This window comes from Pseudarthrobacter siccitolerans (assembly GCF_001046895.1).
GTDB classification, from domain to species: domain Bacteria; phylum Actinomycetota; class Actinomycetes; order Actinomycetales; family Micrococcaceae; genus Arthrobacter; species Arthrobacter siccitolerans.
The window spans coordinates 33,234-53,770 of sequence record NZ_CAQI01000030.1; the positions used below are offsets into that span (position 1 = coordinate 33,234).

The following is a 20,537-nucleotide window of genomic DNA, read 5'->3' on the forward strand; positions in this document are numbered from 1 at the left end:
CCGGCCGCTGCAGGAAAGTGGTTCAGGCCGTGGCGAGCGGCTTGGCCGGCGCCTCCACATGGCGGATCTCCAGCGCCTCGGGATCCAGCAACTTACGCGTGCCGGTCCTGGCGTCCAGGATCCAGAACAGTTCCAGGGCCGGAACGACGTCGGTGACGCGCCCCCGGTGGAAAAGCTTGCCGTTGTGCCACGCCTCGATCTGGTCGCCGATGCGAAGCTGGCCCGTACGTACTCCTTGTGCCTCCATAATGCGGTGCCTCCTGCTGTTGTATCCCCGTAGTCACAGCTTGCCCAACCGAGATTGCTGAAATGTTTCAACCGGGTGTTTTTTCTGTGACCAGCAAGGGGAGTACGACGGCGGGCTGCCGCGGCGGGGCAGCGGCGGGGCAGCGTGGGCGACGCGCAGAAGCGCCGTCGACCCGCAGATTACCTGGCGCGCTGGATATAAGCGGTGCGCGTGTGAATCTGCGCGTCGAATGCGCACGTGCGTGTCGAATTCGGGCGAAATTCAGGAGGCCGCCTCCCGCCGGGCTGCAGCTACCGCCTCCTCGATGCCGCCGGTCCAGGGCTCGCCGTGGCCTGGCAGGACGAGGGAAGCGCCCGTCTGCGCAAGCTGGGTGAGCGTGTCCAGGTTCTGCCGGCTGTCCATGGTGGCCGCGCCGGCCACGATGCGCGGACCGGTCCGGCCGGAATAGGGATCGAGCGTCACGAGTGCATCCCCGCTGAACAGAACGTCCCGGTCCCGCAGGTAAAGCCCGCAGTGCCCCGCGGTGTGTCCGGGCGAGAACACCACCTCGGGCTGCCCCGGAACCGGCAGGGTGCCGGAATGGGCAGGGAAGAGGGTCAAATCGTCCACACCCCGGACCCGCAGTGCACCCGCCTTGGTCATGCTGGCGAGGACAGGAAAGCCCCGTGGGTGGGCCAGCGCGAACACAAAGCGGGACTTTTCGTGCTGGTAACGGTACGGGTGGCGGGCGATGAAGGAGTCCCCGCCATGGACCCACACCGGCACCTTGAACTCCGTATGCAGCCGGTGCGCCAGGCCCAGGTGGTCGAAGTGCGCGTGGGTGAGGACCACGGCCTTGATATCGCCGATGGAATGCCCGAGTCCCCGGACAGCTTCCGCCAAGGACTTCCACATGGCCGGCAGCCCGGAGTCCACGAGGGTGAGCCCGTCGGCGCTTTCCACCAGGTAGAAGTTGACGAACGCCTCGGAGATGCGGTGCACTCCCTCGGCCACGGTGGTGAATGCCGCCCGCCCGGCGGCAGCCTGCGTCACCGCCGTACTCCTGACATCCGCCGCACTCCTGTAGCCCGCCGCACCGCCCGAACAGCGGCAGCGGCGCCCAGCCCGGCCAGGACCCAGGGCCCGCCCACCAGCAAAGGATCCATCCACTGGTGGTTGACGTCGGCGCGTTTCTGTCCGAGCCGCGAGCGGACCCCGTGGCGGGAAAACTCGCTGAGCACGCCCGTTTCGGTGACGGGGTTGTCCGGCCGCAAGGTGGCCAGCGACCGCAGGTGGTGTTCCCACGCGTCCACCCGGTCCGCGGCAACCAGCAGCAGCCAGTGGGCGGCCCGTCCCTCGCTGAACCTGGCATAGGCATACTTCCGGATGGCGCCCGAGACTCCGGCAGGCGGCGTCGAGGTGCCAAATACCGGAGTCAGGAACGCGTGCTCGATGGACCGTTCCCGGGGCCATTCCTCCGGCTGGCGCTCGGGGAAGTCCCAATGTGCGCCCGTCTGGATGCCTGGCTGTTCCCGGGGGTAGGAGGGCCTGTCCGCCGGGTCGAGGTCCGCGCCCCAGCCCGGAATCCGGGCGCGCAACTGGTACGCGGACTCCCTGGGCCCGGGCTTGCCGCCGATGTAAGGCGTTGGAATGTCAGCCATGGTGCTCTTCCTTTCAGGCCGGGTTGGAAACGATGAGGGGCTTGATGCAGTTATCAAGTTTCGCGGAGAAGATGTGGTATCCCTCGGCGATGTGTTCCAGCGGGATGCGGTGGGTGACGATGTCGCTGGGCTTGAGGTACCCGTTGCGGATGTGTTCGAACAGCCGTGGCCATTGCCGTTTCACCGGGCACTGGTTCATCCGCAGCGTCAGGCCCTTGTTCATGGCGTCGCCGAACTTCACGGCGCTGAAGATTGGCCCGTAGGCGCCCACCACGGACACGGTGCCGCCCTTGCGGACCGAGTCGATGGCCCAGTTCAGGGCGATGGGTGATCCGCCCTGCAGCTTCAGCTTCGCGGCGGTGACGTGCTGGAGGAAGTTGCCGTCCGCCTCTGCGCCCACAGCATCAATCACGACGTCGGCGCCAAGGTAGTCGGTTTCCTTTTTCAGGTGCACCACAATGTCGTCGTACTCGGCGAAGTTGTATGTTTCGGCGTGCGCGAATGAACGGGCCTTCTCCAGCCGGTATTCCAGGTGGTCGATCACGATCACTCGGCCGGCGCCCATCAGCCACGCGGACTTCGCGGCGAACAGGCCCACGGGTCCGGCGCCGAACACCACCACGGTGTCGCCTTCCACGATGTCGCCGAGTTGGGCCCCGAAGTAGCCGGTGGGAAGGGCGTCGGTGAGCAGGACCGCGTCCTCTTCGTCCATCCAGTCCGGAATTTTGGCGGGCCCCACGTCCGCGAACGGCACGCGCACAAACTCAGCCTGGCCGCCGTCGTACCCTCCGCAGGTGTGGGAGTAGCCGTAGATGCCGCCCACCGCCGTGGCGTTCGGATTGACGTTGTGGCAGTTCGAGTACAGGCCGCGGGAGCAGAAGTAGCAGGAGCCGCAGTACACGTTGAAGGGGACCATCACGCGGTCCCCGATGGACAGGTTCTGCACCGAGGGGCCAACCTCATGCACCACCCCCACGAACTCATGCCCGAACGTCATGCCCACCCGGGTGTCCGGCATCATGCCGTGGTACAGGTGAAGGTCGGAGCCGCAGATCGCCCCTGTGCTGACCCGCACGATCGCGTCGTTGGGGTGTTCGATCCTGGGAATGTCTTTTTCTTCGACCCGGATTTTGTACGGGCCGCGGTAAACCATTGCTCGCATGAGCGCCACCTCGCATGTCGTGGCTCGCAGTGCGGTTCCCTCGCCTGCAGGAACCACCCCGCTGCTGGAGGCGCACCGCGTGCCCTACGTTTCCACCTGACGCCGGAGCCGGTCAAGGCTTCTGCAAAAGGTCACCGATAGCGGAGTCCAGAGTGCATAGGGCGGCCGACGGCGGGTAGGGACAAGGTGGAAGGCGCACCGGAACAGGGGGTACCGACGAGTGTCACAGGATGAGCGAAGCGCGCCTGCGGCGGCCTCCGGCGCAGGCGCTGGTGTGCAAGCGAAGGTACCCACCAAAGCGCCGGCCTTCCTTTTCGGCATGGGGATCGGCGGGTTTGTGGACGGCATCGTCCTGCACCAGCTGCTGCAGTGGCACCACATGCTCAGCCACACCGAGGGCGGCAACACCAAAACCGTGGCCGGCCTGGAATTGAACACCCTCGCGGACGGCCTGTTCCACGGCGCCATGTGGGTCCTGGTAGTGGCCGCGGCGGTCCTCACCGTCCGTGCCCGCCGGCAGGGACGCCTGTCCGCCAGCTGGCGGTTCCACACCGGACTGGTCCTGTGCGGCTGGGGCGTTTTCAACATCGTCGAGGGCCTGGTCAACCACCAGCTGCTGCAGATCCACCACGTCCGGGACGACCTCGGCGGACCAATCGCGTGGGACCTGGGTTTCCTGGGCCTCAGCGTGGTCCTTGCCGTGGCGGGGTGGCTGCTGTTTCGGGGCAGTCCAACGTCTGGCCATATCGCCCCGGCTGGGTCAAGATAGTAAGCATGCTGATTAAATCGGCTGCAGGAGCCAACAGTTCCGGCCGGCACGGAACTGCAGAAAGACACGGCATCCACCGACAAGAAGGGAACCACCATGTATCTGCATACTGAACTTCTCATCAACGAAATTGCTGCCGATGAACCTGATCCGGCAGCGGCAAATGCCTTGCAGGAAGGCTTGGGCGGCCAGTTTGGTGAGATGCGCACCATGATGCAGTACCTGTTCCAGAGCATAAACTTCCGCGGCGATCCGGCCTCAAAGCCCTACAAGGACCTTCTTCAGGGTGTGGGAACTGAAGAGATCAGCCACGTTGAGCTGATCGGTACCACCATCGCTCAGCTTTTGGACGGTTCCCCGCGGTACCAGGGGAAAAAGACTGATCCCGTGGACGAGCCCGGGGCCAAAGGTGCCACCCCGCTCAAGATCGCGCTGGACACCAGCAACATCCACCACTACCTCGTGGGTGCCCAGGGCGCGCTGCCCGTGGATGCGGCGGGTAACCCATGGAGTGGATCCTACGTCTACAACAGCGGGAACCTCGTCCTGGACCTGCTTTATAACCTGATGCTGGAATCCACGGGCCGCCTGCAGAAATGTCGCATCTACGAGATGACGGACAACAAGACGGCCCGCTCCACCATTGCCTACCTGATTGTCCGGGACCAGGCGCATGAGAACGCCTTTGCCAAGGCGCTCGAAAGCCTCGGAGTGAACTGGGGCAAGGTCCTGCCCATCCCCAAAACCAACGCCGAGCAGTTCCCTGAGGTCAAGAAGCTGCTCGATTTGGGGCTGCAGAGTGTCCAGTACACCTTCAGCGCCGACAACCTCAGCCAGGCGGGAAAACTGTATCGGGGGGCATCGCCGTCGAATGATGGCACCGAGCTGACCACTGAGGTCATGCCCACGGGCGTCCCCGCAACGATGTCCCCCGAGCGTAAAGAGGAATTCGCTCCGGGACTCGACCCGGAGTTGCTCGCACTTATCCAGGCCACGGCAGAGATCGAGCTCAAGGAAGCAGACAACCCCACAGTGCCGAAGGCCTAGGAACAGACCGGCGGCTGTCCAGCAGCGGGCAGCCGTCCCCCGGCGTTCTCCAACGCGCAGAAACGCCGGCGCCCCCGAAATTCCGGGGAGCGCCGGCGTTTTTGCGTGTCGGTGGACTGGCCCGTCAGAGGCTGGTGTAGCCGCCGTCCACGAGGTAGTAGCCGCCGGTGGAGAAGGAGGCCTCGTCAGAAAGCAGGAAGGCCACCATGTGGGCAACCTCCTCGGCCGTACCCAGGCGGCCCAGGGGGTGTTTGGCGGCCAGGCCATTCCGGGCATCTTCGTCCAGGTTGTTCTCCAGCAGGGGCGTGGCAATGTAGCCGGGGCCCACGCAGTTGATACGCAGCCCCTGTGCACCGTACTCAGCCGCCGCGTTTTTGGTCAGTCCCACAACGCCGTGCTTGGCGGCCGTGTAGGCACCACTGAACGGTGCGGCCACCACGCCGTGGATGGACGCCATGTTGACGATCGCGCTTTGCCGGGCCCCGGCCTCGAGCATGGCGGGAATCTGGTAGCGCATGCCGTAGAGGACCCCGTTGAGGTTGATGCTGATGACCTTGTCCCACTCGTCCAGGTCGAAGTCTCCGGCGGGGGCAGGCTTGCCACCGATCCCGGCGTTGTTCACGGCGTAGTTGAGCTTGCCATAAGTGTCCACCGCGAACCGGACGGCCTTTTCGTTGTCTTCCTTGCTGCCTGTGTTGGCCTGGAATGCGGCCGCGGAGCCGCCGGCGTCACCGATCTCGCCGGCAACGCGCTGGGCGCCTTCCAGGTTCAGGTCCACCACAACAACCTTGGCGCCCTTGGCTGCCAATTCTTTGCTGGTGGCCTCACCGATCCCCGAGCCGCCGCCCGTGACCAGGGCTACCTTATCCGTGAACTGCGCCATGCTGATCCCTCAATTCAGAGCCGGGCGGTACCGTCCGGCTCGCTGGTAGCTGATATGTGTGTGGGTCAAAGCGACTGGGTCATTGCGGGCATACGCACCCCTGCCGGCTGGCTCCGGAGAGACCCGCCGGCAGGGGCGTGGTTGCTTGTTACTGGTTGGGGTCCGGGCTGCGGACGTCCCGTTCGCCGATGTCGGCCGCGCCGAGGACGTCCGCCGCCGGGCTGTGGACGGGTGCGTGCTCGCGGACGCTCAACTCCGGGTGGTGCAGATCCAGCGCCGGGCGCTCCGAGCGGATCCGGGGCAGCGAGGTGAAGTTGTGCCGTGGCGGCGGGCAGGACGTGGCCCACTCAAGCGAGGCGCCGAAGCCCCAGGGATCGTCCACTGTGACCTTCCTGCCCCTGCGCCAGGTGATGTAGACGTTCCAGAAGAACGGGATCAGGGACGCCCCCAGCAGGTAGGAGCTGATGGTGGAGAACTGGTTCATGAAGGTGAACTGGTCCTCGGGCATGTAGTCCGCGTAACGGCGGGGCATGCCCAGCACGCCGAGCCAGTGCTGGATCAGGAACGTGCCGTGGAAGCCGAGGAACAGCATCCAGAAGTGGATCTTGCCCAGGCGCTCATTCAGCATGGTGCCGGTGAACTTGGGCCACCAGAAGTAGAAGCCCGCGAACATCGCGAACACCACGGTGCCGAATACCACGTAGTGGAAATGCGCCACCACGAAGTACGTGTCCGAGACGTGGAAATCCAGTGGCGGGGAGGCCAGGATGATGCCGGTGAGCCCGCCGAAGAGGAAAGTGATCAGGAAGCCCAAGCTCCAGAGCATGGGCGTCTCGAACGTCAGCGATCCGCCCCACAACGTGCCAATCCAGTTAAAGAACTTCACTCCGGTGGGAACCGCGATCAGCATGGTCATAAACGCAAAGAATGGCAGCAGCACGGCGCCGGTCACGTACATGTGGTGCGCCCATACCGTCACGGACAGCGCGGCGATGGCGATCGTTGCGTAGACCAGGCCCTTATAGCCGAAGATCGGCTTGCGGCTGAAGACCGGGAAGATCTCCGAGACGATGCCGAAGAACGGCAGCGCGATGATGTACACCTCGGGGTGGCCGAAGAACCAGAACAGGTGCTGCCAGAGGATGGCCCCGCCATTGGCCGGGTCATAAATGTGCGCGCCGAACTTCCTGTCCGCACCCAATGCGAACAGTGCGGCGGCCAGCGGCGGGAAGGCCATGATCACCAGGATGGCCGTGACCAGCGTGTTCCAGGTGAAGATCGGCATCCGCCACATGGTGAGCCCGGGGGCGCGCATGCAGATGATGGTGGTGATGAAGTTGACCGCGCCCAGGATGGTGCCGAATCCGGACAGTGCCAGGCCGAAGACCCACAGGTCCCCGCCCACCCCTGGGGTGAAGGTGGTGTTGGACAGCGGCGCGTAGGCGAACCAGCCGAAGGAGGCGGCGCCCTGCGGGGTAATGAAGCCGGCGGTTGCGATGATGGAGCCGAAGAGGAAGAACCAGAAGGCCAGCGCGTTCAGGCGCGGGAACGCGACGTCGGGTGCGCCGATCTGCAGCGGCATGATCACGTTCGCGAAACCGGCAAAAAGCGGGGTGGCGAACATCAGCAGCATGGCGGTGCCGTGCATGGTGAACAACTGGTTGTACTGCTCTTTGGTCTGCAGGATCTGCATGCCGGGTTCGAAGAGCTCCGCCCGGATGAGCAGCGCCATCACGCCCGCCAGGCAGAAGAACACAAACGACGCGATCAGGTACATAAACCCGATGGTTTTGTGGTCGGTGGAGGTGATCCAGCTGACAACAATGCTGCCTTTTGGCCGTTTGACCGCCGCCGGTGCGGCGGTGGCCGACGTTGCGCCCAGGTTCTGCCCGGTGGTGGTCATTTAGGGTTCCGTCCTTTGCTGTGCCTGTTCCAGGGCCGGGCGTTGGGGGTTACGGTCGTATTCGTCGCCCCGGATTCCGGTATTGCCTTTGGCCCGCAGTTCGGAAATGCGGTTGTTGTATTCCTGCTCGGTGACTACCCGGACCTTGAAGAGCATCTCGGAGTGGTATTCACCGCAGAGTTCGGCGCATTTGCCGGTGTACTCGCCGGTGCGGGTGGGAACGATGTCGATGTACCTGTTGTACTGGTTTTCGCCGGGGTACAAGTCGCGTTTCTGCATGAACTCCACCACCCAGAACGAATGCTGGACATCGCGGGAGTTCAGCTGCAGTTCAACCTTTTTGTTGACCGGCAAGTAGAGGGTGGGAAGCCGGTCCGGCGTGCCCCAGTTGCCGTCGAGGTGGGCCTGCACACCCGGGTCTTCGTGGACATCTTCCTTGACGTAGTTGAAGTCCCACGCCCACTGCTTGCCGCGGACGTCGATCACCACGTCCGGGTCCTCGAAACGGTCGTCCATGGCCCGCTGGTCCCGGTCGGTAAAGACGAACAGGACCATGATGATCATCAGCGGCACGGAGAGGTAGAAGACTTCCAGCGGGAGGTTGTAGCTCATCTGCCGCGGGAAGCCCTCCGTGTTTTTTCTGCGGCGGTAAGCGATGACGCACCAGAGGATGAGGGCCCAGGTGATGACGCCGATAATCAGGGCCGCGATCCACGAGTTCACCCACAGGTCCGTGACCAGGGGAGTGTGATCGGTAGTGTCCCTTTCGCCGGGAAGCCACCCGCGCTGGACTTCGGCCGAGCACGAGGTCAACGCCATCAGGGCCGGGACAACGGACAGGGCAGCCCAGCGCCGCCATCCGAGAGTGTTTCGTCTAGGGATGCTCACCGCGCGGTTCTCCTCCGGAGATGCTCCAGAGGCCCAACTGCATGAGCCCAATTACCCATGGCACGTGGCCAGTGGGTTGTGTGCCCACAGTAGCGCGGAAAGGAGCCGCAGGGGAAGGGTTTCTGAGCAGTGCCGAAGCCTGAAAGCGTGGGCTCAGGCCGGCGGACCCAGGGTTCCCGGGGACTCGCTGCTCAGTTCCTCAGCGGCCATGGCCAGCAGGTCGCGCTGGAGGGCCGGCAGGGAGATCAGTCCCTCCAGGTAGGCCTGGACCTCATACTCGCCGGCCATGCCGCTCATGCTGAAGTACCGCAACCAGAGCTCCGAAACGGTGATATCGGCGGCCAAGAGCGTGCGGTTCAGCTGGCTGCGTTCCTCCGGCTCGTGTACATCGAATCCCATGGCTGCCCCCTCCTGGCCGCGGGACCTGCCATCAGGCTACGGCGGGGTAACTGTAAAGGATGTAATCGGCGGCCGCGGGCCCGGTCATGTGCAGCTGGCAATTATCCGGATCCACTCTGCACCGGAGCATGCCGGCGCGGAAGGCCTGGTCTGATTTCGCCCGGAAACCGTGCAGCGAGGCCCAGCTGACGTAAAGGCCGTAGAGGCAATCGGGCCCCAGCGGGTGGTCCGCCGAAGGGTCGGGAGTAGTGGCTTCATCAAGGAACTGCTGGAAATGGGAGGACGGCATTTCACGCTCTCTCCGGTTCTGCACCATATGCCACCGGCCTGCTCCAGCAGCTACTCCGGCAGCCTATGCAGCAGGCTGCGGAGGGACGGGAACCATCCGCGTCACACTTCCGAATTTACTCGCGGCGGGCGGGTATGTACATGGAAGCGGGGTGTGCCCGGCAGCACCGGGACCGCCAGACGCGGCTACCGCCGTTTCAGCGGCACACCAGTGCGGCGACACAAACGGGCATTAGCAAGACAAGTCTTCCCAAGCTTTATAAGCATGCTTATGATGTTTTTCATTCGGCGGCAAGCAGAGCCCGTCGGGCGCGCATTTTTATGAGCTCCGTCCGAAGGGAACCAGCTGAGAGGTTTTATGCACTGTTGCAGTCTGAATGCTTTCCAAGCCCAACCATTTGCAGTCCAGCGCTGGGGTGCCCTCGCCCGCAATGTCGCGGGGCGGGATGCCGTTCAGGCCGACGGCGACCGCGGCCTTTGGTGGCCCGCGGCACCAGTTCCCGCATGGGACGCCAGGCGGGAAAGGCTGCCAGCCCATTGAAAGTGAGGCCCTGCCATGCATGATCCCCTGATTGAGGCCATTCACGACCACGAGCCTCTGAGTGACCCGTTGGAAGAGATCAATCTGCGCCTGGCCATAGCCGCTACTGATATCGCAGAGCTACGGGCAGAGGTTGCCCGGCTGGACCGTGCCCTGGAGGAGTCGCGCCGGCTGAACCTCAAGGCCGCGGAGCTGTTGAACCTCGTGTACAGCCATGTGGATGGCAGCAGCGAGGCCCGGTGGAACCCCTCGGGCGCATTGGGCAGGCCCGCCCTGGATGGCATACCGGAATAGGCCCGCTCACTGCTCCATAAATAAGGGCACACCGACTTCCGTGGAGCATCGCTGCGCCTCACGTGCCGCACCTGGGGGCCGAGGCCAGTGCCTGACAGGCCCGGCCATGCCGCCCGGTACAGGGAGGGTAGTGCTTTCCCTGTACCAACGGCGCCTGTCCCGGTAACTTAAAACAAGTAAGTGTGCTTATCAATAACGTTGGCGGCTCGGAGAATCCAGGGAACAGGAGAACAGCATGACCCACATACGGTCCATGATCGACGCATATCCCAAGGACCTCGGCGATATGGACGTCACCAAGCTGTCTGAATGCATCAGCGCCTGCTACGAATGCGCCCAGACCTGCACCGGCTGCGCCGACGCCTGCCTGGGCGAGGACATGGTGGCGGACCTTGCCAAGTGCATCCGCACGGACCTCGACTGTGCGGATATCTGCGCAACCACCGGAAAGGTGCTCTCTCGGCTCACCGGTTACGACCCGGCCACCACACGCGCACTGGTGGAAGCGTGCCGGACCGCCTGCAGGACCTGCGCGGAGGAATGCGAAAAGCACGCGGACATGCACGACCACTGCCAGATCTGCGCGGAAGCGTGCCGGCGCTGTGAACAGGCATGCGCCGCGCTGCTGGCCTCACTGAAATAGCGCCGCGCTGCTGGCCTCACTGACGTAGCCCTGTTGGTCCCACCGAAATAAGGAGTTGAAAACCCATGAACGACGCACCCCGGAACAATGGTCCACAGCACAGCGACCTGCCGCTGCCGGACTATGACCACCTGCCGGTGGGGACGTTGCCGTCGCGCATCTCCGGCCTGGAGGAGGCGGACGTCGCCCAGCTGATCACGTACGAGAAGGCCCACGGAAACCGGCTGCCCATCCTGCAGATCCTCGAAAAGAGGCTCCATGACCTGCAGGGCGGCGCCGAGCCGCGGGGGCCGCGGGCGCCCAGCACCCCCGAAGTCAACACCGGCCAGCCGGACACTTCGCAGACTGTCAACGTGCCCGGCCCTCCCATCAACCCGCCGTCCCAAGGGGTTCCCACCAACCCGCACCAGCCGCGGTGAGCAGTGGCTGACCAGGGCGGGGATAACGACGGCGGCACTGACCTTCGTGCCTTCGTCCGCTCCCGGCAGGGCGAGCTGGAGGGCCAGTTGGCCGAGTGGGTGCGAGTGCCCGGCGTGCTGGGGGTGCCGGAGCACGCTCAGGACCTGATCCGCTCGGCCAACTGGCTGGCCGCAGCGTTCCGCGACGTGGGCTTCCCCACCGTGGAAGTGCTGCCCACGGGAGAGGCCCGCGCTGTGTACGCGGAATGGTGCGAGGCGCCCGGGACACCCACCGTCCTGGTGTACAGCCACCACGACGTCCGCGCCGTCAAGGCGGAGAACTGGGAACAAACGGCGCCGTTCGAACCCGTGGTCCGTGACGGCAGGCTTTACGGCCGCGGCAGCTCGGACGCCAAGGGGCAGGTCCTGGCCCATCTCTGGTCCCTCCGCGCGCACCTGCACCAACGCTCGCTCACGAATGACCCCTACACCCCCGACGCTCTCTCACTTAATGCGGCCAAATCCCAAACGCTCTCTCACTCCACCGGGGTTTCGACAGGCTCAACCACCGGAATGAGGGGCTCAACCACCGGGAGCGCGGCCCCAACCGCCGCGCCGGCCGTCAACCTGAAGTACCTCGTCGAGGGGGAGGAGGAAGGCGGGTCGACGCATCTGGCCAAGCTGCTGGAGGAACAGGGGGACCGGCTAAAGGCAGATGTGGTTCTTTTCTCCGACACCCTGCTGTGGCGCGAGGACCACCCCGCCGTCTGCGTCAGCCTGCGCGGCATGCTCTCCGCCAGCCTGGAAGTGTTCGGCCCGGAGCGCGATGTCCACAGCGGCGCGGTATCCGGCAACGCCCCCAACCCGGCCTTCGAGCTGGGCCGGCTGTTGGCGCTCCTGCACGACGGGGAAGGCCGGATCGCCATTCCCGGTTTTTACGACGACGTCGAGCCGCCCCCGGAGGACCTTCGGCAGGCGCTCGCGGAGCTTCCCTTCAGCGAGGCGGACTGGCTGAAACGGTCCGAATCCGGCGCGGTCACCGGCGAGCGGGGTTATACGGTGCTGGAGCGGCTGTGGCTCCGGCCCGCCGTCGAAGTCACCTCCCTGATCGCCGGCGATCCCATCGGCGTTTCGCGTGCCGCCGTCCCGGCCGTGGCCTCGGCGGACCTGAGCTTCCGGACTGTGCCGGGCCAGCGGGTGGAAAAGGTGGCGGAGCAGCTGCGGCAGTGGGTGGAGGCCACGGTGGGGGACAGTTTTGGTCACACCCTCAGCGTTGACCTGGAGACAGCGCAGGAAGCGTACCTGACCCCGGAGCATCCAACGGTTTCCGCGCTGGAACGGGCCATGGCCACCGGCTTCCAATCTGCCAGCGTGGGCAGGATGGGCAACGCCGGGGGCGGACCCGCCGAGCTGCTCGCCCGGGCAATCGACGCCCCTGTCCTGTTCTTCGGCACCGGGCTGGTGGAGGACCACTGGCACGACAGTGACGAGAGCGCCAACCTCGCGGTCCTGGTGAATGGCGCGGTGACGCTTGCCTGTTTCTGGGACGAACTGGCCCGGATGGAATGACAGAAGGACGACGGCGATGGACGGCTCTGGAGCGGAAGGCACCCCGGCGGCAACTGAAGGCAGCGGCGGAGACGCGCGCCGCCGTCGTACGTTTGGCATGGAGGAAGAGCTGCTCCTGGTGAACCCGGACACGGGGGAGCCGGTGCCGTTGGCCGCAGGGCTGCTGGAGGGCTACAAACGGCCGGCCGGTCCCGGCGGCGGTCCCGTCCTCACCGCCGAATTCCAGCAGGAGATGATTGAAGTGGTCACTCCTCCGCACTCCACCATGGCGTCGCTGGAGGCAGACATCATCCTGGGGCGGGCCATGGCGGACGCCGAAGCGCGCAGGGTTGGGGTGCGGGCTGCGGCCCTGGGAACGTCACCCCTGCCCACCGATCCCCATCCTGTGCAGCTTCGCCGGTTTATCGCCATGACGGAGGAGTACGGGCTGACGGCCAGGGAGCAGCTCACGTGCGGCTGCCACATCCACGTTTCCGTGGACTCCGACGAAGAGGGCGTGGCGGTGCTGGACCGCGTCCGCACCTGGCTTCCGGTGCTGTCCGCGCTCAGCGCGAACTCGCCATTCTGGCATGGGCAGGACAGCGGATACGCCAGTTACCGGGCGCAGGTGTGGAGCCGTTGGCCGTCCGCCGGGCCGCTGGATATCCTCGGCTCGCCCGAGGCTTACCACCAGCTGGTGCATGACATGGTAAGCACCGGCGTCCTGCTGGATGAAGGGATGGTGTATTTCGACGCGCGGCTGTCCCGGCACTATCCCACCGTCGAGATCCGGATCGCGGACGTATGCCTCCGGCCGCAGAACGCCGTGCTGCTGGCAGGGATCGCGCGCGGGCTGGTGGAGACGGCGGCCCGGGAATGGCGGAACGGCGTCCCGCCCGTGGCCGTCCCCACGGAACTGGTGAGGCTGGCCGCTTGGAAAGCGAGCCGCTGGGGACTGCGTGGGGAACTCCTGGACCCGCTGACGTTACAACCCTCGCCCGCCATCACCGTGGTGAATGTGCTGCTGGACCACATCCGGGAGGCACTGGAGGACATCGGGGACCTGCAGCGGGTGGAGGAACTGATCGACAACCTGCTCTACGAGGGCACCGGTGCTTCGCGGCAACTGGAAGTGCTGCACCGCGCCGGGGAGCTTGAGGCTGTGGTGGCGGACGCCGCGAACTGCACGGTGTGGGTACCGGCGGATTAGCGCGGGCAGCGGAAAGCCCCGGTGGTTGAGCCTGTGGTCCGGTGGTTGAGCCTGTCGAAATCAGGTGTCGACAGGCTCAACCACCGCGGTCCCGCTCAAGCACCAGGGCTTCCGAAGGTTATTGGTGAGCGTAGGTGAGGCAGTCGGCGTTGTCCGCGCCGGGACCGACATGGATTTCCGGGGCCTGGCACATCAGGTGATCGTTGTGGACGCATTCGCTGCGCTGGCAGGCTCCGACGTCGGCCAGTACCTTGGGGAGGCCGCCGTGCATGCCGGTGTCAATGAATGTTGCGCAATGGGCGTGGCTTTCGGCGCCGCTGACCGTAATGGCGGCGGCGTTGCAGTTGGTGTGGTCGTTAAAGGAACAGTTGGTTACGCTGCAGTCTGCGACGTGCGATGTCATCTCTAAGATCCTCCGTACTTCGGCAGCCCGGTGTGGCCGTCCTGTGTTTTCCTACGGTAGGCCCGATGGGGTGGATCAAAAAGACCCAATTGTTTGACCTAATTCCGTTCCGGCCGCGGCGGAACGGCGGTCTTGGGCTGTTCAGGAGTCGCAGGGCGCCAGGGTTTGGACCGGAATGCCGTTGACGCCCGATCCGGATTTCCCCAGGCTCCAGTAGCCGCGGAACTCGGACACTTTGGGGTCCAGCCCCAACTCGCCCACCAGGTACCTGCGGAGCATCTTGACGGTGCCCGCTTCGGCGCCTATCCAGGCGTAGAGGTTTACCGCGTCCCGATTGGCAGGTGCTTCCAGGCCGGTCTGTACCGGGTGGGGCTGTCCCTGTCCGACGACGGCGCTGCGGACGGCGTCGACCAGAAGATCGCCACGGCCCGCTTTGCCGGCGTCCCGGGGCAGCCACGTCACGTGGACGCCCGAGCCGGTGCGGATGTCCTGGATGTCCGAGGCATCCGGCACTTCGAGGAAGGCGTGCCCTGTGAACCGGGCCGGGAGCGTTTCGAGAATGGAACTGATCGCGGGCACTGCCGTTTCATCGCCGGCAAGGAGTACGCGCCGTGCTTCCCCGGGGGCCCACCTGATCCCTGTTTCGGACGGCAGGGCGGTATGCGCCGCCGCTTCCGGACCAATGATCAGTGCGCTCTCTCCGGGCGCTGCGCCGCGGGCCCAATCGGAGGCAGGCGCAGTTCGGCCCTCACTGCGGGGGTGCAGGGCAAAATCAACATCCACTTCACGGAAGCCCGCAACAGCCCTGACCGTGCGGACAGTGTAGCTGCGGATGAAGCCGCGCCCCGGCTGCTCGAGGCGCAGCCAGTCCTGGTACCAGCCTTCATGCAGGGTCCCATCCGGAGTCCCCGGCCGGGACACCGGGTAGCCCGGTACCGGCAGCAGCAGTTTGATCCGCAAATCCAGCGTGGGCCCCTGGAGGCCGAACCGATCCAAAGAGGGGCCGGTGAAGGTGATCCGGCGGAAGGTGGCAGAGATGTCCTGCACCCGGCTGACGGTCACGTCGAAAACCCGCACCGGGTAGGGAGCCGTCTGTGGCGCGGTGTTCATGGCAAGTGTTCCTTCCTTGCCCGGCGGTCGCGGGGGAGTGGAGGACGGAGACGGCGGCGGGGACCGTCTTGTACTGGTCCCTGCCGCCGCCTCCGGTGGGGGTTATGGCAGGTGGGGGTCCACACCGAAGTGGTCCGCCAGTTCGGTGATCACCGCGTGGGCACCTTGGACACTGACGGATGCCAGGAACGTTGCGTCATCAACAGGCTTGACCTCACCCTGGAGCCGCTGCCACAGGGGGTTGGACTGGAACTTCTCCTGCTGGGCGCGGGTTTTGTCCCCCTCGGCACCGGCCGGGGTGAAGGCGCTGACCATTACCAGGCCGGCGTCGCCCTGCAGGATCTGCTCGGAGGAGAGGGGAACGAAAATCTCGGACTGGCTGTCCGGAGCGTCCTTGGGACGGGGGATCTGCATGTCCGTCATGATCTCGCCGATAAAGGATTTGGAGGAGTAGAGGCGTGCGGTGTCTCCGCCGGTGAACCGGATCAGCGAGTAGGTGGCGTCCGGCTTCTTCGCCAGGATCTCGGCACCCACCTTTTGGGCCCGCTCTTCGTAGGCTTTCACCAGTTCTTCGGCTTTGTCCTTCTTCCCCAGGGCTTCGCCGAGGAACACCACATTCTGCTTCCAGGTGGGCCCGGTGCTGACGGAGAAGATGGTGGGCGCAATCTTGGACAGTTGCGGGTAGAGCGCCTCGTGGCGGACCTTGGCGGAGACAATCAGGTCCGGCTGCAGTTCAAGGATCTTTTCCAGGTTGGGCTCGGCCAGGGTCCCCACATTGACGGCGTCCTTGGTGGCGTCAGCTACGTCTCCCAGGTACGGGGCGAAGGGTGCGCTGGGGTCCTGCCGGTACTGCACGTACCCCACCAGGTCGGCTTCCAGGAGGAGGGCGGCGTCGATGTAGCTCGGGTCCAGGGCGACGACGCGCTTGGGAACGGTGTCGATGGTGGTCGAACCCATGGTGTGTTCCATGGTCAGGGGGTAACCGGCTGCTGCGGCGTCAGCGCTGGGCTGCGTGGACGTTGCCGGAGTGCTGCAGCCGGCGGTGGCGAGCAGTGCGAGTGCGGCAGTAACAGCAGTCAGCTGCTTGCGGATGCGTGTTTTCACGGAGATCGCTTTCGAAACGATGTGACGGGGATAGGACATGTTAGGGGAGGCTTACCTATGTCTGCCGTAGACTGTAGCAGGCTTTGAGGATTTAGCTCACAAACCAGTGACGTAATAGAAGGACCACGTGAAGACCATGGAGACTGCCGGGGCGGTGGCTGCCCCAGGGCGGCCACCCGCTCCCCGGACCGGCCCCGGACCCCGACGGCGCGGCCTCCGGTGGCTCGCCCTTACCGGGGCAGCATTCGCCGCGGCCGTGATGTTGAGTCTTTGCATCGGCGGCCAGCCCTCCTCGCTTCAGGACGCGTGGCATGCCCTGTTCACCCCGGACGGCAGCGTTATGGATATCACCATCCGGGAACTGCGCTGGCCCCGCACGGTGCTGGCCATTGTTGCCGGAATTTGCCTGGGCCTGGCGGGAACCCTGGTCCAAGGGCATACCCGGAACCCTGTAGCGGACCCCGGTCTGCTGGGGATCAACCAGGGAGCTGCGCTGGCCATCGTTGCCGCCACTGCGCTGGCCGGGCAATTGCCGTCACTGACGCAGGCCGGCCTGGCCTTCGCCGGCGCGCTGGCAGCCAGCGTGCTGGTCTTTGCCATCGGCTCCGCCGCCCGCCACGGGTCCACGCCCGTCACACTGGTGCTGGCAGGGGCGGCAGTGACTGCCCTCTGTTCGGGGCTGGTTGCGGGAATTGTCCTGCTCAACGATCAGGCCCTGGACACGCTGCGGTTCTGGCAAGTGGGTTCCCTGGCCGGTCAAAGCGGCGTGGTGTCAATGATCTGGCCCTTTGTCCTGGCCGGATCGGTGCTGGCCATCCTGAACATCCGCCCGCTGAACGCCCTCGCGCTGGGAGCCGACACCGCCGTCTCCCTGGGAATCTCGGTCCTGAGGGCCCGCTCCGTGGGCATCGCAGCCGTCACCCTCCTGGCCGGTTCCGCCGTCACCATGGCCGGCCCCATCGCCTTCGCCGGTCTTCTGGTCCCGCACCTTACCCGCGCCCTTACTGGACCTGACTACCGCATCCTGATGCCGGTCTCCGCAGTGACAGGGGCCACCCTGCTGCTGCTGGCTGATACTGCAGGACGGGTGGTGGCGCGGCCGGGCGAGCTCTCGGTGGGGGTGGTCCTGGCGGTCATCGGTGCGCCGTTCTTCATCCACCTGGCCCGCCGGCGCAGGCTGGCAACACTATGACCATCACCGGCACCCGGCCCCATACGGGCAACATCCGGATCAGGGCGCTGCGGATCGGCCCCGCATCGGTCCGACTCAACCTCCGGGTGCTCCTCGTTGCCGCTGTGCTCGCCGTTGTCCTGGTGGGAGCCATGGCTTTGCACGTTGCCTTCGGCGGAACTCCCATGCCGTATCCGGATGTCCTGGCGGCCCTGCTCGGAGATGCCGGCAAGCCCCGCATCCACCTGGCAGTCACCGAATTCCGGGCCCCGCGGATGGTCGCGGCAGTGGTGGTTGGCGCGTCGTTGGCCGCAGCGGGAGCCATCACCCAGACGGTGGCCCGGAACCCTTTGGCCAGTCCTGACCTGCTGGGAGTGACGGCCGGGGCATCGTTGGGGGCCGTGGCCGTCCTGGTGGTAGCCGGAGGCGGGCATGCCGGCCTCAGCGGGATTGCAGCCACCGTGGGGATGCCGGCCGCAGCCTTCGCCGCCGGAATCCTCAGCGGTATTGCTGTTTATCTTCTTGCCTACCGGCGGGGCCTGGACAGCTACCGGCTGGTCCTGGCAGGCCTGGGCATTTCCGGCCTGGCCGCCAGCCTGACCACCTGGATCCTGACCCTGGGCGATGTCACGAGCGCCGCGCAGGCGCTCACGTGGATGACGGGCTCATTGAACGGCAAGGACTGGGCGACCGTCCAGCCCATGGCGGCTGCCGCCGTCGTCCTCATCCTTGCCGCGGTGGCAAGCGGGCGGTGGCTGCTGCTGACCAGCCTCGGTGACGATACCGCAATCGGGCTTGGTGTCCGGATCGGGACGGTACGGATCATCGTCCTGACCATCGCCGTGCTGCTGGCCTCCGTTGCCACGGTCACCGCCGGGCCGGTGGCCTTTGTTGCCCTGGCCAGCCCGCAGATCGCCCGGTCATTGACAGCCGGCGTTACCCCGCCCGTGGGAGTGTCGGCGCTTGTTGGCGCGGTCTTCGTCCTGCTGGCGGACACTGTCTCAGCCAACGCCCTCAGCGTGCCCCTGCCGGTGGGCGTTGCCACCGCTGTCCTGGGCGCGCCCTTCCTGATCCACCTGCTCCTCAAGTACCAGCGGAGGCTGAGTTGACCATCCCCACCCGCCACACCGGGCTCACTGCCGAGAACCTCAGCCTTGGATACGACGGCCCCGCCATCATCCAGGACCTCACGCTGAGCGTCCCGCATGCCCGGATCACCTCCATCATCGGGCCCAACGGCTGCGGCAAGTCCACACTGCTGCGCGGCCTGGGCCGGCTGCTCACCCCCCGCTCGGGGCAGGTCCTCCTTGACGGCAAACCACTGGGCGCACAATCCACCCGGCACATAGCCACCCGGATCAGTGTCCTGCCGCAGACGCCCACCGCACCGTCAGGCCTGACAGTGGCCGATCTGGTGTCCAGGGGCAGGCACCCCAGGCAAAAGTGGTACCAGCAGTTTTCCGTTGCGGACCAGGGCGTGGTGGAGGATGCACTCGAAGCCACCGACATCAGCGCACTGGCGGACATGCCGCTGGAGGACCTTTCCGGCGGCCAGCGCCAACGGGCGTGGATCTCGATGACGCTGGCGCAGGAAACGGGCATACTGCTCCTGGATGAGCCCACTACCTACCTTGACCTGGCCCATCAGGTGGATGTCCTGGAACTCGTCCGCCGGCTCAACCGGGAACGCGGCAGGACGGTGGTGATGGTGCTGCACGACATCTCGCTGGCCGCCCGGTACTCGGACCACATCGTGGCCATGAAGGACGGCCGGATTGTCACCCAGGGCGCCCCGGCCGACGTCGTCACCCCCGGACTCCTCCGCGAGGTCTTCGACCTTGACGCCCACGTGGTCAACGAACCCACGGACGGGCGCCCCCACGTGATCCCTCTGGGGCACGCGGCACCGGCTCTGCCCGGGGGAGGGTGAGCCGCTCACCGGCGGATCTATTGACAGGGCCCGCCCCCAGGCGCACGCTGATACCGCTGGGTGCCAGTGTTGGCACGGCATTAGACCTCACCTAGGCCGGCCAACGAAGCCCGGGAGCGGTCTGGGCGCTCCGGATGAATAGTTCCACTAACTCCCATCAGGAGAAGGAAATGGCCGGAGAAACAGTCAGAGCCCTTGAAGCCAAGTCATTCGACGAACCCGATGAACGGCGCCGCCCGCCCAAGACCGCCGTGGATGTGGTCAACGTCGGAGACACCACCCTGGGCAGGTTCACTTTCGAGCCGGGCTGGCGGTGGTCCGAGACCATCAAGACCGTGGTGCATACGGACAGCTGCCAGGTCAATCACGTGGGGATCTGCGCGGCGGGAACGCTGACAGTACAAATGGACGACGGCACGCGGACCACGGTGGTCCCCGGGCACGCGTACACCATTCCGGCGGGCCATGACGCGTGGGTCGAAGGCGACCAGCCGTTCGTGGCGTACGAGATCATGAGTGCAGCCACTTTTGCCAAGCCTGCCTGATCCCGGAAACAAGACAAGGACAAGGAACAGGATCATGGCAAAGTTGACGATCGACGACGGTTCCGCGCGCGTTGAGCGCATGCCGGGCTACGAGGGCCGCTACAAAGAGGCGGACGGTTACACCATCGCGTTTGAGCAGTTCGAAGAGGGCGGCGACTTCACACCGTACTACAAGGGACTGCCCGACGACAGATGCCAAAGCCATCACTGGGGCTACGTGGTGAAGGGCCAGCTCATCATGCATATGCCGGACGGCGACGAGGTGGTGGAGGCAGGGGAGGCGTACTACACGCCGCCCGGGCATACCGACGAGCTTGCTCCCGGGACGGTGTTGGTAGAGTTCAGCCCCACGGAGGAACTGCAGCGCACCCTCGCGGTAGTGGCGAAGAACCTGGAAGCGGAATAGAACAGCGG

The 20,537-nt window shown here is 65.5% G+C and carries 24 protein-coding genes; 12 read left to right on the forward strand and 12 right to left on the reverse strand.

All coding sequences use genetic code 11. From position 1 onward, the window contains the following. Positions 1–22: 22 nt before the first annotated feature. The 4 genes from ARTSIC4J27_RS04205 to ARTSIC4J27_RS04220 all read right to left on the reverse strand — a co-directional run bounded on the left by ARTSIC4J27_RS04205 (position 23) and on the right by ARTSIC4J27_RS04220 (position 3,049). Positions 23–247 (reverse strand): hypothetical protein, encoded by a 225-nt coding sequence (locus ARTSIC4J27_RS04205; RefSeq protein WP_050053972.1) that lies wholly within the window; start codon positions 245–247, stop codon positions 23–25. A 261-nt stretch (positions 248–508) separates the two neighbouring features. Then, positions 509–1,279 carry an MBL fold metallo-hydrolase gene (locus ARTSIC4J27_RS04210; RefSeq protein ID WP_050053973.1) on the reverse strand — a complete coding sequence of 257 codons (771 nt, stop codon included), beginning with the start codon at positions 1,277–1,279 and terminating at the stop codon, positions 509–511. Further along, positions 1,276–1,887, reverse strand: a complete 612-nt coding sequence (locus ARTSIC4J27_RS04215) for a hypothetical protein (protein ID WP_050053974.1) — start codon at positions 1,885–1,887, stop codon at positions 1,276–1,278. Before ARTSIC4J27_RS04215 ends, ARTSIC4J27_RS04210 begins: the two co-directional genes overlap by 4 nt. Before the next feature lie 13 nt (positions 1,888–1,900). Continuing rightward, positions 1,901–3,049 (reverse strand): zinc-dependent alcohol dehydrogenase, encoded by a 1,149-nt coding sequence (locus tag ARTSIC4J27_RS04220; RefSeq protein ID WP_050054038.1) that lies wholly within the window; start codon positions 3,047–3,049, stop codon positions 1,901–1,903. A gap of 274 nt (positions 3,050–3,323) precedes the next feature. On the opposite strand from ARTSIC4J27_RS04220, the gene ARTSIC4J27_RS04225 reads away from it, so the two are divergent. Both ARTSIC4J27_RS04225 and ARTSIC4J27_RS04230 read left to right on the forward strand, forming a co-directional pair. Then, entirely contained in the window at positions 3,324–3,818 is a 495-nt protein-coding gene (locus tag ARTSIC4J27_RS04225; RefSeq protein ID WP_235436530.1) for a DUF2243 domain-containing protein, read from the forward strand. A 96-nt stretch (positions 3,819–3,914) separates the two neighbouring features. Next, complete coding sequence (locus tag ARTSIC4J27_RS04230; protein WP_050053975.1) at positions 3,915–4,865, forward strand: manganese catalase family protein; 951 nt, start codon at positions 3,915–3,917, stop codon at positions 4,863–4,865. 124 nt (positions 4,866–4,989) lie between these two features. On the opposite strand, the gene ARTSIC4J27_RS04235 is transcribed toward ARTSIC4J27_RS04230, so the two are convergent. The 5 genes from ARTSIC4J27_RS04235 to ARTSIC4J27_RS04255 all read right to left on the reverse strand — a co-directional run bounded on the left by ARTSIC4J27_RS04235 (position 4,990) and on the right by ARTSIC4J27_RS04255 (position 9,227). Next, positions 4,990–5,748 carry an SDR family NAD(P)-dependent oxidoreductase gene (locus tag ARTSIC4J27_RS04235; protein WP_050053976.1) on the reverse strand — a complete coding sequence of 253 codons (759 nt, stop codon included), beginning with the start codon at positions 5,746–5,748 and terminating at the stop codon, positions 4,990–4,992. 148 nt (positions 5,749–5,896) lie between these two features. Continuing rightward, positions 5,897–7,651 carry an aa3-type cytochrome oxidase subunit I gene (gene ctaD / locus ARTSIC4J27_RS04240; RefSeq protein WP_050053977.1) on the reverse strand — a complete coding sequence of 585 codons (1,755 nt, stop codon included), beginning with the start codon at positions 7,649–7,651 and terminating at the stop codon, positions 5,897–5,899. After that, positions 7,652–8,533, reverse strand: coding sequence for an aa3-type cytochrome oxidase subunit II (ctaC, locus tag ARTSIC4J27_RS04245; protein ID WP_407681115.1), 882 nt, complete (start codon positions 8,531–8,533; stop codon positions 7,652–7,654). Between the two features lie 159 nt (positions 8,534–8,692). Then, positions 8,693–8,938 carry a hypothetical protein gene (locus ARTSIC4J27_RS04250; protein WP_235436531.1) on the reverse strand — a complete coding sequence of 82 codons (246 nt, stop codon included), beginning with the start codon at positions 8,936–8,938 and terminating at the stop codon, positions 8,693–8,695. A 31-nt stretch (positions 8,939–8,969) separates the two neighbouring features. After that, positions 8,970–9,227: a hypothetical protein gene (locus ARTSIC4J27_RS04255; protein WP_050054040.1), complete on the reverse strand. Its 258-nt coding sequence runs from the start codon at positions 9,225–9,227 to the stop codon at positions 8,970–8,972. Between the two features lie 555 nt (positions 9,228–9,782). On the opposite strand from ARTSIC4J27_RS04255, the gene ARTSIC4J27_RS04260 reads away from it, so the two are divergent. From ARTSIC4J27_RS04260 to ARTSIC4J27_RS04280, 5 genes are all read left to right on the forward strand, one after another. Then, positions 9,783–10,061, forward strand: coding sequence for a hypothetical protein (locus ARTSIC4J27_RS04260; protein WP_050053979.1), 279 nt, complete (start codon positions 9,783–9,785; stop codon positions 10,059–10,061). A gap of 235 nt (positions 10,062–10,296) precedes the next feature. After that, positions 10,297–10,704 carry a four-helix bundle copper-binding protein gene (locus tag ARTSIC4J27_RS04265; protein ID WP_050053980.1) on the forward strand — a complete coding sequence of 136 codons (408 nt, stop codon included), beginning with the start codon at positions 10,297–10,299 and terminating at the stop codon, positions 10,702–10,704. A 65-nt stretch (positions 10,705–10,769) separates the two neighbouring features. Continuing rightward, positions 10,770–11,123 (forward strand): hypothetical protein, encoded by a 354-nt coding sequence (locus ARTSIC4J27_RS04270; protein ID WP_050053981.1) that lies wholly within the window; start codon positions 10,770–10,772, stop codon positions 11,121–11,123. A gap of 3 nt (positions 11,124–11,126) precedes the next feature. After that, on the forward strand, positions 11,127–12,671 hold the full coding sequence (locus tag ARTSIC4J27_RS04275) for a M20/M25/M40 family metallo-hydrolase (protein WP_050053982.1): 1,545 nt from the start codon (positions 11,127–11,129) through the stop codon (positions 12,669–12,671). A gap of 16 nt (positions 12,672–12,687) precedes the next feature. Then, positions 12,688–13,860, forward strand: a complete 1,173-nt coding sequence (locus ARTSIC4J27_RS04280; protein WP_083435304.1) for a carboxylate-amine ligase — start codon at positions 12,688–12,690, stop codon at positions 13,858–13,860. 118 nt (positions 13,861–13,978) lie between these two features. Here the strand turns inward: ARTSIC4J27_RS04280 and ARTSIC4J27_RS04285 are convergent, their stop codons facing one another. The 3 genes from ARTSIC4J27_RS04285 to ARTSIC4J27_RS04295 form a co-directional block, all read right to left on the reverse strand. Then, positions 13,979–14,263 (reverse strand): DUF1540 domain-containing protein, encoded by a 285-nt coding sequence (locus tag ARTSIC4J27_RS04285; RefSeq protein WP_050053983.1) that lies wholly within the window; start codon positions 14,261–14,263, stop codon positions 13,979–13,981. A 141-nt stretch (positions 14,264–14,404) separates the two neighbouring features. Continuing rightward, the gene (locus ARTSIC4J27_RS04290; protein ID WP_050053984.1) at positions 14,405–15,373 is read right to left on the reverse strand and encodes a siderophore-interacting protein; all 969 of its coding nucleotides are present in this window, start codon (positions 15,371–15,373) and stop codon (positions 14,405–14,407) included. Positions 15,374–15,475: 102 nt separating this feature from the next. Continuing rightward, the gene (locus tag ARTSIC4J27_RS04295) at positions 15,476–16,477 is read right to left on the reverse strand and encodes an ABC transporter substrate-binding protein (RefSeq protein WP_235436532.1); all 1,002 of its coding nucleotides are present in this window, start codon (positions 16,475–16,477) and stop codon (positions 15,476–15,478) included. A gap of 136 nt (positions 16,478–16,613) precedes the next feature. Here ARTSIC4J27_RS04295 and ARTSIC4J27_RS04300 point away from each other — a divergent pair, with 136 nt between their 5' ends. From ARTSIC4J27_RS04300 to ARTSIC4J27_RS04320, 5 genes are all read left to right on the forward strand, one after another. Beyond that, positions 16,614–17,669, forward strand: coding sequence for a FecCD family ABC transporter permease (locus tag ARTSIC4J27_RS04300; RefSeq protein WP_083435309.1), 1,056 nt, complete (start codon positions 16,614–16,616; stop codon positions 17,667–17,669). Then, entirely contained in the window at positions 17,666–18,757 is a 1,092-nt protein-coding gene (locus ARTSIC4J27_RS04305) for a FecCD family ABC transporter permease (RefSeq protein WP_050053987.1), read from the forward strand. The genes ARTSIC4J27_RS04300 and ARTSIC4J27_RS04305 overlap by 4 nt, the downstream gene beginning before the upstream one ends. After that, positions 18,754–19,578: an ABC transporter ATP-binding protein gene (locus ARTSIC4J27_RS04310; protein ID WP_050053988.1), complete on the forward strand. Its 825-nt coding sequence runs from the start codon at positions 18,754–18,756 to the stop codon at positions 19,576–19,578. The genes ARTSIC4J27_RS04305 and ARTSIC4J27_RS04310 overlap by 4 nt, the downstream gene beginning before the upstream one ends. A gap of 170 nt (positions 19,579–19,748) precedes the next feature. Continuing rightward, positions 19,749–20,123 (forward strand): cupin domain-containing protein, encoded by a 375-nt coding sequence (locus tag ARTSIC4J27_RS04315; RefSeq protein ID WP_050053989.1) that lies wholly within the window; start codon positions 19,749–19,751, stop codon positions 20,121–20,123. Between the two features lie 34 nt (positions 20,124–20,157). Further along, positions 20,158–20,529 carry a cupin domain-containing protein gene (locus tag ARTSIC4J27_RS04320; protein WP_200900748.1) on the forward strand — a complete coding sequence of 124 codons (372 nt, stop codon included), beginning with the start codon at positions 20,158–20,160 and terminating at the stop codon, positions 20,527–20,529. The last annotated feature ends 8 nt before the right edge of the window (positions 20,530–20,537 follow it).

What these genes read in the sequence shown, in the direction of transcription:
- ARTSIC4J27_RS04285 (WP_050053983.1), bottom strand. Translation starts at nt 14,263, where the DNA reads ATGACATCGCACGTCGCAGACTGCAGCGTAACCAACTGTTCCTTTAAC.
- ARTSIC4J27_RS04270 (WP_050053981.1), top strand. Translation starts at nt 10,770, where the DNA reads ATGAACGACGCACCCCGGAACAATGGTCCACAGCACAGCGACCTGCCG.
- ARTSIC4J27_RS04305 (WP_050053987.1), top strand. Translation starts at nt 17,666, where the DNA reads ATGACCATCACCGGCACCCGGCCCCATACGGGCAACATCCGGATCAGG.
- ARTSIC4J27_RS04280 (WP_083435304.1), top strand. Translation starts at nt 12,688, where the DNA reads ATGGACGGCTCTGGAGCGGAAGGCACCCCGGCGGCAACTGAAGGCAGC.
- ARTSIC4J27_RS04300 (WP_083435309.1), top strand. Translation starts at nt 16,614, where the DNA reads ATGGAGACTGCCGGGGCGGTGGCTGCCCCAGGGCGGCCACCCGCTCCC.
- ARTSIC4J27_RS04230 (WP_050053975.1), top strand. Translation starts at nt 3,915, where the DNA reads ATGTATCTGCATACTGAACTTCTCATCAACGAAATTGCTGCCGATGAA.
- ARTSIC4J27_RS04205 (WP_050053972.1), bottom strand. Translation starts at nt 247, where the DNA reads ATGGAGGCACAAGGAGTACGTACGGGCCAGCTTCGCATCGGCGACCAG.
- ARTSIC4J27_RS04265 (WP_050053980.1), top strand. Translation starts at nt 10,297, where the DNA reads ATGACCCACATACGGTCCATGATCGACGCATATCCCAAGGACCTCGGC.
- ARTSIC4J27_RS04235 (WP_050053976.1), bottom strand. Translation starts at nt 5,748, where the DNA reads ATGGCGCAGTTCACGGATAAGGTAGCCCTGGTCACGGGCGGCGGCTCG.
- ARTSIC4J27_RS04315 (WP_050053989.1), top strand. Translation starts at nt 19,749, where the DNA reads ATGGCCGGAGAAACAGTCAGAGCCCTTGAAGCCAAGTCATTCGACGAA.
- ARTSIC4J27_RS04260 (WP_050053979.1), top strand. Translation starts at nt 9,783, where the DNA reads ATGCATGATCCCCTGATTGAGGCCATTCACGACCACGAGCCTCTGAGT.
- ARTSIC4J27_RS04250 (WP_235436531.1), bottom strand. Translation starts at nt 8,938, where the DNA reads ATGGGATTCGATGTACACGAGCCGGAGGAACGCAGCCAGCTGAACCGC.
- ARTSIC4J27_RS04255 (WP_050054040.1), bottom strand. Translation starts at nt 9,227, where the DNA reads ATGCCGTCCTCCCATTTCCAGCAGTTCCTTGATGAAGCCACTACTCCC.
- ARTSIC4J27_RS04320 (WP_200900748.1), top strand. Translation starts at nt 20,158, where the DNA reads ATGGCAAAGTTGACGATCGACGACGGTTCCGCGCGCGTTGAGCGCATG.
- ARTSIC4J27_RS04220 (WP_050054038.1), bottom strand. Translation starts at nt 3,049, where the DNA reads ATGCGAGCAATGGTTTACCGCGGCCCGTACAAAATCCGGGTCGAAGAA.
- ARTSIC4J27_RS04290 (WP_050053984.1), bottom strand. Translation starts at nt 15,373, where the DNA reads ATGAACACCGCGCCACAGACGGCTCCCTACCCGGTGCGGGTTTTCGAC.
- ARTSIC4J27_RS04215 (WP_050053974.1), bottom strand. Translation starts at nt 1,887, where the DNA reads ATGGCTGACATTCCAACGCCTTACATCGGCGGCAAGCCCGGGCCCAGG.
- ctaD (WP_050053977.1), bottom strand. Translation starts at nt 7,651, where the DNA reads ATGACCACCACCGGGCAGAACCTGGGCGCAACGTCGGCCACCGCCGCA.